Annotated in this window: 9 protein-coding genes; 5 read left to right on the forward strand and 4 right to left on the reverse strand. The window is 62.7% G+C overall.

Annotated elements, in window-relative coordinates:
• Positions 1 to 23 precede the first annotated feature (23 nt).
• A complete protein-coding gene (tlpA, locus tag NKI66_RS23885; RefSeq protein WP_352723318.1) occupies positions 24 to 713 on the forward strand; it encodes a thiol:disulfide interchange protein TlpA in 690 nt (229 codons plus the stop codon).
• Here tlpA and NKI66_RS23890 read toward each other — a convergent pair.
• Positions 710 to 3,142 (reverse strand): EAL domain-containing protein, encoded by a 2,433-nt coding sequence (locus NKI66_RS23890; RefSeq protein ID WP_352723319.1) that lies wholly within the window; start codon positions 3,140 to 3,142, stop codon positions 710 to 712. The genes tlpA and NKI66_RS23890 overlap by 4 nt on opposite strands.
• A 360-nt stretch (positions 3,143 to 3,502) precedes the next feature.
• On the opposite strand from NKI66_RS23890, the gene ugpB reads away from it, so the two are divergent.
• The 4 genes from ugpB (at position 3,503) to NKI66_RS23910 (ending at position 7,826) form a co-directional block, all read left to right on the forward strand.
• On the forward strand, positions 3,503 to 4,813 hold the full coding sequence (ugpB, locus tag NKI66_RS23895; RefSeq protein ID WP_023811116.1) for a sn-glycerol-3-phosphate ABC transporter substrate-binding protein UgpB: 1,311 nt from the start codon (positions 3,503 to 3,505) through the stop codon (positions 4,811 to 4,813).
• Positions 4,814 to 5,008: 195 nt separating this feature from the next.
• A complete protein-coding gene (ugpA, locus tag NKI66_RS23900; RefSeq protein WP_023811118.1) occupies positions 5,009 to 5,893 on the forward strand; it encodes a sn-glycerol-3-phosphate ABC transporter permease UgpA in 885 nt (294 codons plus the stop codon).
• Positions 5,894 to 5,902: 9 nt separating this feature from the next.
• Entirely contained in the window at positions 5,903 to 6,751 is an 849-nt protein-coding gene (gene ugpE / locus NKI66_RS23905) for a sn-glycerol-3-phosphate ABC transporter permease UgpE (RefSeq protein ID WP_352723320.1), read from the forward strand.
• A 7-nt stretch (positions 6,752 to 6,758) separates the two neighbouring features.
• Positions 6,759 to 7,826 (forward strand): sn-glycerol-3-phosphate import ATP-binding protein UgpC, encoded by a 1,068-nt coding sequence (locus tag NKI66_RS23910; RefSeq protein ID WP_023811120.1) that lies wholly within the window; start codon positions 6,759 to 6,761, stop codon positions 7,824 to 7,826.
• A 13-nt stretch (positions 7,827 to 7,839) separates the two neighbouring features.
• On the opposite strand, the gene NKI66_RS23915 is transcribed toward NKI66_RS23910, so the two are convergent.
• The 3 genes from NKI66_RS23915 to NKI66_RS23925 form a co-directional block, all read right to left on the reverse strand.
• Positions 7,840 to 8,922, reverse strand: coding sequence for an ABC transporter ATP-binding protein (locus NKI66_RS23915; protein ID WP_023811121.1), 1,083 nt, complete (start codon positions 8,920 to 8,922; stop codon positions 7,840 to 7,842).
• Positions 8,919 to 10,499 carry an ABC transporter permease gene (locus tag NKI66_RS23920; RefSeq protein WP_352723327.1) on the reverse strand — a complete coding sequence of 527 codons (1,581 nt, stop codon included), beginning with the start codon at positions 10,497 to 10,499 and terminating at the stop codon, positions 8,919 to 8,921. Before NKI66_RS23920 ends, NKI66_RS23915 begins: the two co-directional genes overlap by 4 nt.
• 174 nt (positions 10,500 to 10,673) lie before the next feature.
• Complete coding sequence (locus tag NKI66_RS23925; RefSeq protein ID WP_352753207.1) at positions 10,674 to 11,681, reverse strand: iron ABC transporter substrate-binding protein; 1,008 nt, start codon at positions 11,679 to 11,681, stop codon at positions 10,674 to 10,676.
• Between the last annotated feature and the right edge of the window lie 132 nt (positions 11,682 to 11,813).

Below are 11,813 nucleotides of genomic sequence, written 5' to 3' on the forward strand. Positions count from 1 at the left end.
TGCTTCGGAGCAGTTTTGAAAAAATGGCAGACGGTAGTAGATTCTTCCCGGCCCCGCGCCTGATCCTCGCCGCCTTGGTGGCGGGCGCGCTGGCGGGCGCGGTCGCGGTATATGTCAGCGAGAGCCGGTCTGGCAACAATGCACCGGCACAAGCTGCCGTGGATGAGAGCAAGGACGATGTCGCCTGCGCGGCCAAGAGCGACCGCGCCAAGAAAATCGCGGCGTCGGCCACCGGTGAGGTTGCGGCACTTTTGCCGGCCGATCCGCCACAATCCCTGAAGAGCCTTGCCTTCAATGGCCCGGACGGCAAGCCGATGACGCTTGCCGATCATGCCGGCAAGACGGTGCTGCTCAATCTGTGGGCGACATGGTGCGCGCCGTGCCGTGCCGAAATGCCGGCGCTCGATGCGCTGCAGAAGGAAAAGGGCAGCGACTCCTTTGAAGTGGTCGCCGTCAATGTCGATGCCGGCGACGATGTGAAGCCGAAGAAGTTCCTCAGCGATACCGGCGTCACGACGCTCGATTATTACCGGGATTCGACGATGGAGCTGTTCAACGACCTCAAGAAGCGCGGCCTGGCGCTAGGCCTTCCCGTTACCATGCTGATCGACGGCGAAGGCTGCCTGATCGCCCATATGAACGGCCCGGCCGAATGGTCGGGGCCGGACGCCAGGCGGCTGATCGAGACGGCACTCAAGCCCGAGAGTTTTTAAGCCCTATTGAGGACAGGCGCGGGTGCGAAGGCCAGAACGCTTCTGTCGCGCAAGGTGGCGGGTTTGCTGCCGACAGCGGGTGCGACTACACCGGTCAGCTCGCCGAATTCCTCGATGAGAGCTGGCCTGCCGATGTAATAGCCCTGGCCGATCTCGCAGGCTTCGGCGTCCAGGAATTTCAGTTCGCCGAGCGTCTCGACACCTTCCGCCAGAACCGGCAGGCCGAGACCGCGTCCAAGTCCCAGGACGGCGCGCACGATCGCCGCGACCTGGCCGTTCTTGTCGACGGACTTGATGAAGGAGCCATCGATCTTGATCTTGTCGAAGGGGAAGGCGCGAAGGTTGGAGAGCGAGGAATAGCCTGTACCAAAATCGTCCATGGCGACGCGCACGCCCAGCGCCTTGACCTGCCGCAAGGTGGCCAGTGCCCGCGGCATGTCCTTAACAAGCGCCGTCTCGGTGATCTCAAGCTCGAGCCTGCCGGGCGCCAGGCCGGAATTCAGCAAGGTTTCGTGGACCTTGCGGCTGAAATTCGTGTTGTGGAGCTGCACCGCCGAAACGTTGACGGCCACCGTCAGCGGATTTTCCCAGCGGGCGGCTTCCTCGCAGGCAGCCGTCAGCACCCATTCGCCAATCTGGCCAATGGCTCCGCTGTCTTCGGCCACCGGGATGAATATGCTCGGCGACACGTCGCCGCGCGTCGGATGCCGCCAGCGGACCAGCGCTTCGAAACCGACCATCTTTCCGCTGCTGATCTCTTTCTGCGGCTGATAGACGAGGTAGAACTCCTGGCGCGCAACCGCCTGGCGCAGTTCGTGCTCCATCACGCGCTTGTCGCGCGCCTCGGCCCCCATCGAAGCTTCGAAATAGCGATAGGTGTCCTTGCCTTCGGTCTTGGCCCGGTAGAGTGCCGTATCGGCGTGGCTTATCAAGCTGGCCTGGTTCTCGGCATCCGATGGATAAAGCGCAATGCCGATGCTGGCCGACACCAGGCCGCCGCCGACAGAAAGCCGGTTTTCCTCGCGCATGGCGGTCAGCACCGCGTCGGCGATACGGCCGGCCTCCAACGGGTCGGTCAGGTTCGGCGCGATGATGGCGAATTCGTCGCCGCCCAGCCGCGCCACCATCTGTCCCTGGCGAAGGATGCCGGTAATGCAATGCGCAACCTTCTGCAGCATGGCGTCCCCGGCGCCATGCCCATACAGGTCGTTGACCTCCTTGAACCGGTCGAGATCGAGCAGCAGAAGCGCAAGCTGGCCGCCTTTTCTGGTGCGGCCCATCGCAGCAATTTCCGTCTCCAGCCGGCCGGAAAAGCTGCGGCGATTGGCCAGTCCGGTCAATGGATCGAAATGGGCAAGCCGCAGGATCTCCTGTTCCGCCTTCTTGCGCTCGCGAATGTCGCGGACCGCGACCACGTTGTGCGGCTTGCCACAGTAGTCGATGCTCCTGGCGATCAACTCGACAGGAATGCTCGTGCCATCGCGGCCGCTCAATTCGGCCTCCTGCGGCTGTTCGCCGAAGCCTGACATGTCGGATCCGAAGAGATCGCCAAGCTGCATTCCGTTCAGCGTCGCTGTTGCGATGCCCGTCAATGTCGCCATGCTGTCATTGGCACTGATGATGCGGTTGCCGTCGCAGACGATCAGCCCCTCCACGGCGGCATTGGCCAGGCCGTGCATGCGGTCGACCTCGAGCTTCTGGCGACGGAAGCGCAAATCGATCCACAGCGCCGATGCCGACAGGACCAGGATCACCAATGTGGCGGCGGCGGCGGCGAAAGCCTGCGAGGTCGGCTCGATCGTGTATTCGGATATGACGATCGAGGGATCGGGGAAGATCGAGACGGCACCCATGCCGATGAAATGCAGGGTGCAGATTGCCAGCGTCAGCAGCACCGCGCCGCCGGATGTCGCCTTCAGGGAGGGGCGGCGCTGCACGACACGCAGCGCCAGCGCCGCGAGCGTTACGCCGGCCAGAAGGGAAACGGCGACAAGCAACAGGTTCCACTCGATGCGGCCCTGAACCTCGAACGCCGCCATACCAATGTAGTGCATGGCCGCGATACCGCCGCCCAGCACGGCGCCGCCGACGAGATGATAATCTAACTCATTCCGCAAGGTGGCGATCCACATGCCGGCTGCCGTCAGAGTGACCGAAGCAGCGAGCGAAAGCACGGAGAGTGCGGGATCGTAAGCACTGGGTATGCCCGGTGTGAATGCGAGCATGGCGATGAAGTGCGTTGCCCAGATGCCGAAGCCGGTCGAAGTGGCCGCGATCATCAGCCAGGCAAGCCGGTTCCGATCGGTGGAGCGGCTTATGTGATGAAGCAGGTTGACGGCAGAGAAACAGGAAATTCCGCAGATCAGCGCGGCAAGTGCGACCAGTCTCAGATCGTGTTCGTTGACGATACAATTGTAGACCGTCAGCATTTTATTTCACCTGATCTTTGGAAATAAACAGGGCAGCAGGATTGAGTAGCGCGTTGCCGTTGAGGGATCGATAAAGTCGCCTGCAACCTTGGCGTGTCTCTTCGGGTTGCGGCGGCTGCAATCAGGGCTGACACGCCGAAGCCAGCTTGGCAGTTCCGATGGTAGTTCCTGGCGCGCTTGTCGTCGCGCTAAGCCGGCTAACCGTGTGGCTTTCCATGTCTCCAAGCGGAGGCGAGGGTGGCGTGAGGTAAAGGGTGAAGTTCGTCGATCTGCAACAAAACCGTTGTCTGATTGTCACGAGCGACACATATTGCCTTCGCGGGAGTGCCCCTTTCGCCAATGACAAACGGGAGATGAAACATGAAGTCCTTCGGCTTCGCGGCCGGTGTTGCCGCCACCTTTATGCTGCTTTCCTCAACCTCCGCTTTTGCTGTCACGCAGATCAGTTGGTGGCACGCCATGACTGGCGCCAATGCCGAAGTTGTCGACAAGATCTCCAAAGATTTCAATGCCAGCCAGAGCGACTATGAACTCGTTCCGGTGTTCAAAGGCACGTATCCCGAGACGCTGAATGCCGGCATCGCCGCCTACCGCGCGGGCCAGGCGCCCGATATCATGCAGGTGTTCGATGTCGGCACCGGCGTGATGATGGCAGCCGAAGGCGCAATCAAGCCGGCAGCCGATGTGTTGACCAGCGCTGGAATGACCTTCGACAAGAGCCAGTATCTGCCAGGCATAGTCGGCTATTATTCGAAGCCGGACGGCACCATGCTCTCCTTCCCCTACAACTCCTCCTCGCCGATCCTTTATTACAACAAGGATATCTTCAAGAAGGCTGGTCTCGACGTCGACAGCCCACCCAAGACCTGGAATGAGGTGTGGGAAGACGCCAAGAAGATCAAGGCGAGCGGCGCAGCCGCCTGCGGCTACACCTCGACCTGGCTGACCTGGATCCATCTGGAGAATTTCGCGGCCTGGAATGACGTGTCATGGGCCACCCAGCAGAACGGTCTGGCCGGCGGCGATGTCGAGCTCAAGATCAATGCGCCGATTTTCGTCAACCATTTCCAAGCGCTCGCAGACCTCGCCAAGGACGGCACCTTCAAATATGGCGGCCGCACCTCCGAAGCCAAGCAGATCTTCCTCGCTGGCGAATGCGGGATCATGACCGAATCCTCCGGCGGCCTTGGCGATATCGTCAAGTCCGGCATGAATTACGGCATCGGCCAATTGCCCTATGACAGCGACGCCAAGGGCGCGCCGCAGAACACGACGCCGGGTGGCGCCAGCCTGTGGGTTTTCGCTGATAAATCCGACGAGGAATACAAGGGCGTCGCGGCCTTCTTCGCCTACCTGTCGAAGACCGAGGTGCAAGAATACCTGCACCAGAAGTCGGGTTATCTGCCGGTGACGCTGGCGGCTTATGAAGCGACCAAGAAGTCCGGTTTCTATGACAAGAACGTCGGTCGCGAGACCCCGATCCTGCAGATGACGGGTAAGGCACCGACCGACAATTCCAAGGGCGTACGTCTGCCGAACCTGCCGCAGGTGCGCGATATCCAGAACGAGGAGTTCGAGAAGATGCTCGCCGGCCAGCAAACCGCCCAGCAGGCGCTCGACAATGCGGTTACGCGTGGCAACGCCGCGATCAAGGAAGCGCTGGGGAATTAGAGCGAGCGCAGGTCCTTTGCTCTACGGCGCGCCCATCTGTCCTGCCAGGCATCTCCCCTCGGCGAGGGGAGTTTTGCCGTCCCTTGCGATTTCGCCAATGGTCGATGATGCCAACGCCGAAACGCTCTTCAAAGCCATCTTGGCGAAGAGGGGTGCCGCATCGTGCCGCCCGCCTCATCACCTCGGAGTGGCTCCATGACCCCTCGCGTCGTGTTTCCCAACAAGATCCTTCCCTACCTGCTGGTGGCGCCGCAACTGGCCATCACGCTCGTTTTTTTCTACTGGCCGGCCGGTCAGGCGTTCTACCAATCCATGCTCAGGCAGGACCCGTTCGGACTGAGGACCAAGTTCGTCTGGTTCGCCAATTTCAGGAAAGTGCTTGCCGATCCGGCCTACCTGAACTCGATCAAGGTCACGGTGGTGTTTTCCCTTGCGACCGCTATCGTCGCCATGTGCGTGGCGCTCCTGCTCGCGGTCATGGCAGAGAAGGTGGTGCGCGGCAAAGGTCTCTACCGCACGCTCTTGATCTGGCCCTACGCGGTGGCGCCGGCGATCGCCGGTATGTTGTGGCTGTTCCTCTTCAACCCGTCGATCGGGTCGCTGGCCTACATGCTGAGGAGTTTCGGCATCGCCTGGGATCCACTGCTCAACGGCACCCACGCCATGATCCTGCTGGTGTCCGCCGCTGCCTGGAAGCAGATCAGCTACAATTTCCTGTTCTTCGTCGCCGGCCTGCAGGCGGTGCCGAAAGCCTTGATCGAGGCGGCGGCCATGGACGGCGCCGGCGAGACCAAGCGATTCTGGACCATCGTCTTCCCGCTGCTTGCGCCGACGACCTTCTTCCTGCTGGTCGTCAACACCGTCTATGCCCTGTTCGACACCTTCGGCATCGTCCATGCCGTCACCGGGGGTGGTCCGGGCAAGACGACTGAGACGCTGGTCTACAAGGTCTACAATGACGGCTTCGTCAATCTGATCCTCGGTGACTCGGCGGCGCAGTCGGTCATCCTGATGGTCATCGTCATCTCGCTCACGGCCATCCAGTTCCGCTACGTGGAACGCAAAGTCCATTACGGCTGAGGGCGAGCGATGATCGGCCAGTCACCGCTCCGCACCGTCATCGCCCACGTCGTGCTGATCCTCGGCATACTGATCGTCGCCTTCCCGATCTACTACACATTCGTTGCCTCGACGCAGACGCTGCAAACGATCCTCAGGCCGCCGTTGCCGCTCCTGCCCGGCTATCAGTTCTGGAACAATTACGCCGAAGCGCTGTTCGGCGGTGTCGGTCGCATCGGCGGCGTCAGCGTCGGTCGATTGCTGCTCAACACCACGGTCATGGCGCTCGGCATCGCGGTGGGGAAGATTTTCATCTCGATCCTGTCGGCCTATGCGATCGTGTTCTTCCGTTTTCCGCTGCGGATGGTCTTCTTCTGGCTGATCTTCATCACCCTGATGCTTCCCGTTGAGGTGCGCATCCTGCCGACCTACAAGGTGATGGTCGATCTCGGCATGATCGACACCTATGCCGGCTTGATCATCCCGCTGATCGCCTCGGCCACCGCCACATTGCTGTTTCGACAGTTTTTCATGACCATTCCAGGTGAGCTGGTGGAGGCGGCGCGTGTCGACGGTGCGGGGCCGTGGCGCTTTTTCTTCGATATCCTGTTGCCGCTGTCGCGGACAAACATCGCGGCGCTGTTCGTCATCCTCTTCATTTATGGCTGGACGCAGTATCTGTGGCCGCTGCTCGTCACCAACAGCAGCAACATGAACACGATCGTCATCGCGCTCAGAAAGATGGTCTCCTTCGCCGATGCCGATACGCAATGGAACCTGGTCATGGTCACAGCGATGCTGGCCATCGTGCCGCCGATCCTGGTCGTGGTGCTGATGCAACGCTGGTTCGTTCGCGGCCTGGTCGATTCCGAAAAGTGAGAAGCTGATGGCGACCGTCGATCTGAAGGATGTGAAGAAGGTCTACCCCAGCGGTTTCGAGGCCGTGAAGGGCGTTTCAATCGCAGTTCCCGACAAGGAGCTTTGCGTGCTGGTCGGCCCATCGGGCTGCGGCAAGTCCACGCTGCTCAGAATGATCGCCGGGCTCGAAACCATCTCCTCGGGAACAGTTGCGATCGATGGCAAGATCGTAAACTCAGTCGGTCCGACCGAGCGTGACATCGCCATGGTGTTCCAGAACTATGCGCTCTATCCGCATATGAAAGTCTACGACAATATGGCCTATGGGCTGCGCAACCGCGGCACGCCGAAGGACGAGATCGACAGCCGGGTTCGCGCGACGGCGAAAATACTGGAACTTTCGGCGCTGCTCGACCGCCGCCCGCGGGAGCTTTCCGGCGGCCAGCGCCAGCGTGTCGCCATGGGTCGTGCCATTGTGCGCAACCCGAGGGTTTTCCTGTTCGACGAGCCGCTCTCCAATCTCGATGCCAAATTGCGTGGCCAGATGCGGGTCGAGATAAAGAACCTGCAACGCTCGCTTGGCGTCACGTCGGTCTATGTCACGCATGACCAGCTCGAGGCGATGACGTTGGCCGACATTCTCGTCGTCATGAATGCCGGACTGGTCGAGCAAATGGGGGCGCCGCTCGACGTCTACGAAAGACCGGCCTCGACCTTCGTCGCTTCCTTCATCGGCGCGCCGCCGATGAATCTCCTGGCACTGACCGAAGGCGCCTCGGGCGCGGTGCTCGCAGACGGCACGGCGATCGCTTTCGCGCCTCGGGAGGCAAGAGCTGCGACCCTCGGTTTTCGGCCCGAGGATGCCGACGTCACCTTCAATGCGGAGGCGCCGTCCGGCGCGCTCGTCCTGCCGGCGCTGGTCGAGGCAGTCGAACCGGTAGGCGCCGAAAGTTTCCTTCACTGTGCGGCAGGCGGCAACCGCATCGTCGTGCGTGTCGCGGGTCGCGCCACCGCCACGGTTGGCAACCAATTGCGCGTGGTTGCCAAGGCAGAAAAGCTGCACTGGTTCGATCAGGCAGGAAAGCGCGTCGGTTAACCGCATACGGCGTTCAGGCGAAGACATGCGCCTTTCCCGATACGGTCAGTCGGACGATCTCGCCGACCGCCGGCGCGTCCATGCCCGGTTTGCGCAGGACCAGCGGCGTGTTGCCGATCGCTGCCGCATCGGGCGGATCGGCATTGTTCAAGAGCCGCACCGCGACCGTGCACATCGAGCCGGCGAATTCCGATTCCGTCACTTCGCCGAACAGCATGTCCGAGGTGCCGGACATGCCCTCGCGCGACGTTCTCTTCAGCGCGATCTGCTCCGGGCGAAGCATGATGCGGGCGATATCGCGGCTGTCATTGGTGTCCACCGCGATGCGGCCGAGCGGCGAGTTGGCGAAGCCATTCGATATCTTGGCCGGCAGGATGATGGCGTCGCCCAGGAATTCGGCGATCATCCTGTCCTTCGGCTTGAGATAGAGCTCGCGCGGCGTGCCGATTTGCGAGAACTTGCCGTCGCGCATCACCGCGACCTGGCTGGCAAAGGACAGCGCCTCGGCCTGGTCGTGCGTCACCAGGATGGTGGTGATGCCGGCGGCCTCCAGCAGCTCGGCCACCGCCTTGCGCATTGAGGCGCGCAGGCCGGTATCGAGCGCCGAGAACGGCTCGTCGAGCAGCATCAGCCGAGGCTTCATCGCCATGGCGCGGGCCAGTGCCACACGCTGCTGCTGGCCGCCGGAAAGCTCGTGCGGGCGACGTTTGAGGATCGCCTTGTCGAGCCCGACTATATAGGCGAGCTCGACGATGCGCTCAGCGCGCTTGTCCTCGCCGCGGCCCATGCCGAAACCGATATTGTCGCCAATGGTCAGATGCGGAAACAGGGCACCATCCTGCGCCACCACGCCGATGCCTCGCCGATATGCCGGCACCGCAGCGCCGCCATTGGCCAATATCGTACCGTCGAGCGTGATGTGCCCCTGGTCCGGCGCCTCGAAGCCGGCAATCAGCCGCAGCAGGGTCGTCTTGCCGCAGCCGGAAGGACCGACAATCGCCGTGCGGCTGCCGCTGGCGACGTTCATGTCGACGCCGGCAAGGGCCGACACCGGGCCGTACTGCTTGTGCAGGCCGCTGATTTCGAGAAAGCTCATCGTCCGGCCATCCGTTTCGACTGGACATAGAGCAGCCAGGTCAAGGGCAGCGACATCGCCACCATGATGAAGGCGTAAGGTGCCGCGGAGGCATAATCAATCTCACCGCTGTAGGACCAGAACGCCATCGCCAGCGTGCGGGTACCGTTGGGCGCCAGCATTTGGGTGGCGGTCAGTTCGTTCATGATGCCGAGCGCCACCAGCGCCATGCCGGCCGCGGCACCAGGCGCCGATAGGCGGATCGTCGTCGACCACAACGCCTGCAGCGGCGGCCGGCCGAGGCTGGAAGCGGCGCGTTCGAGTTCGACCGGCGCCTGCGCGATCGACGCCCGCAGGCTGACCAGCGCGCGCGGCAGGAACATCAGCGCATAGGCCACCAGGATGGTGAACAGGGTCTGGTAGAGCGGCAGCGCGATGCGCACCGTGATGGTGACCAGCGCCAGTGCAATGACAACCCCCGGCAACGAGCCGACAATGTAGTTGCAGCCCTCCAGCAGGCGCTGCAACGGCCCCGGCGCGCGGATCGAGATCCAGGCCATCGGCATGGCGGCGACCGTGGCCAGCAAGGCGCCGGCGAGCGCCAGGAACAGCGTCTGGCCAAGCGCCAGGCCGATCTCGTTCAGGCGCCAGACAGCGGCGCCGCCGGCGGCAAGCCAGCCGCCGATGGTGACGAACGGCACGCCGAGCGCCAAAAGCGTGGTGACGACAAGCAAGAGCAGGCTAGGGATGGTGGCGCGTCCGAGGCTCGTGCGTTGCTGATGGCGCGCCGCACCTGAGCCGACGCGGGCATAGCGCTCCTCACCGCGCACCAGCACTTCGAGGCCGAGCAGCACGAAGCAGCAACTGACCAGCACGCCGGCCAGCATGTTGGCGGCCGGTCCGTTGAAGGTCGACTGGAACTGGTCGACGATCGCCGTGGTGAAGGTGTCGAAGCGGATGAAGACATAGAGGCCGTACTCGGCCAGCAGATGCAGGCCGACCAGCAGCGAGCCGCCGCAGATGGCGAGCCGCAATTGCGGCAGCACGACCCGCCAGAACACGCGCCGGGGCCCAAGGCCGAGTGCGGCGGCGGCGTCCTCGAGGGCGGGATCGAGACGGCGCAATGCCGCCGACACCGGCAGATACAGGAACGGGAAATAGGCGATCACGGAAACCAGCACGCCGGCCCACAGGCCGTGCAGTCCCGGCACCATGGTGATCCAGGCATAGCTGTGCACGAAAGCCGGGATGGCGAGCGGCGCCACGCATAGCCAGGCCCAGAGCCGGGCGCCCGGCAGGTCGCTGCGCTCGGTCAACCAGGCCAGCGCAACCGACAGCACGATGGTGATCGGCACGGAGAGCGCGACCAGCAGGACAGTGTTGACCAGAAGCTCGCCGACACGCGGCCGGAAGACCAGCGCCGAGACGGTTTCCCAGCCGGTCTGCACCGCGATCCAGATGATGAAGGCGAGCGGCACCAGCGCCAGCAGCGCAACGAAGATGGCGGCGAGGACCAGCCAAAGCGGTGCGCGTCGCCGGGCCCTTCGGCCTGTGCCCGAAGGCAGGCCCGAGCGCGCGAGATCAACCGCGGACTGCATCAGGTCAGACGCCGTGCCGCTGCCGTCCAGCGGCAGCAATTGAAGGACCGCGATCACGGTCGGGAACACAGCGTGTCGTCATCGACGAATGCCATCTCGAAAAACAAAATCACTCCCGCGGAAGGCGAATTCCCGCGGGAGCGTGGTCGGGTGTCCTTTTAGGACGAACGGCAACTAAAGCAAGCCGGCTGCCGTCATCAGGTCGGTGACCTTCTTGGAGTTCAGCGTCGTGGCGTCGACCTTCGGCGCCTGCAGATCGGCGAGCGGCACCAGCTTCGGGTTGGACTCGGCACCCTTGCCGACCGCGTATTCGAAGGAATCGCCGGTCTTCAGCACGTCCTGGCCGCCCTTGCCGGTCAGCCATTTCAGGAAGGCTTGGGCTTCCTTGGGATGCTTGCTCGAAGCCAGCACGCCGCCGCCGGAGATCGAGACGAAGGCGCCCGGATCCTGGTTCTTGAAATAGTGCAGCTCGACATTCCCGCTGTTTTCGCCGGTCTTGGCCTGATCGCCGAAGTAGTAATAGTGATAGATGATGCCGCCTTCGATCTCGCCGGCATTGACCGCCTTCATCACCGTGCTGTTGCCCTTGTAGGCGGTGAAGTTGGTTTTCATCGCCTTCAGCCAGTCGGCGGTAGCGGCTTCGCCCTTGAGCTGGAGCAGGGCGCTGACGATGGCCTGAAAATCGGCGCCCGACGGGGAGGCGGCCCAACGGCCCTTCCAGCTCGGATCGGCGAGGTCAAGCATCGACTTGGGCAACTGGTCGGCGGTCAGCTTGGTCTTGTTATAGGCAAAGACCGTGCTGCGCGCTGCGACGCCGACCCATTTGCCGCTGGCCGGCTGATAGTCCTGGGGAACCTGTGCCAACGTGTCGGCGTCGACCGGCGCGAACAGGCCGGCCGTCTCGACCAGCACCATGGCCGGCGAGTTTTCCGTCAGGAACACGTCGGCCGGCGAAGCAGTACCCTCAGCGACGATCTGGTTGGAGAAGTCGCTGTCGCCGCCATTGCGCACGGTGACCTTGATGCCGGTTTCCTTGGTGAAGCCTTCGGCCCACGCCTTGGTCAGGCTTTCGTGCTGGGCGTTGTAGACAATGATGCCGGCATCCTCGGCCATCGACGGGCTGGCGATCAGCAAGATTGCCAGCGCGGTGGCGCTGGCGAGGGTGGAAAGAGCGTATTTCATGTCATTGTCCTAAAGTTCGGTTGGCACCGGCTCACCTACCGATACCTGATAGCCTTAGTCAACATTGGTGATCTGCTTCAATCGGCCGCTGAAGCACAAACGCTTGATGTCGGGCTCACAATTCCAAGTGAT

It is taken from the genome of Mesorhizobium sp. M0518 (genome assembly GCF_040321125.1).
Classification (GTDB): domain Bacteria; phylum Pseudomonadota; class Alphaproteobacteria; order Rhizobiales; family Rhizobiaceae; genus Mesorhizobium.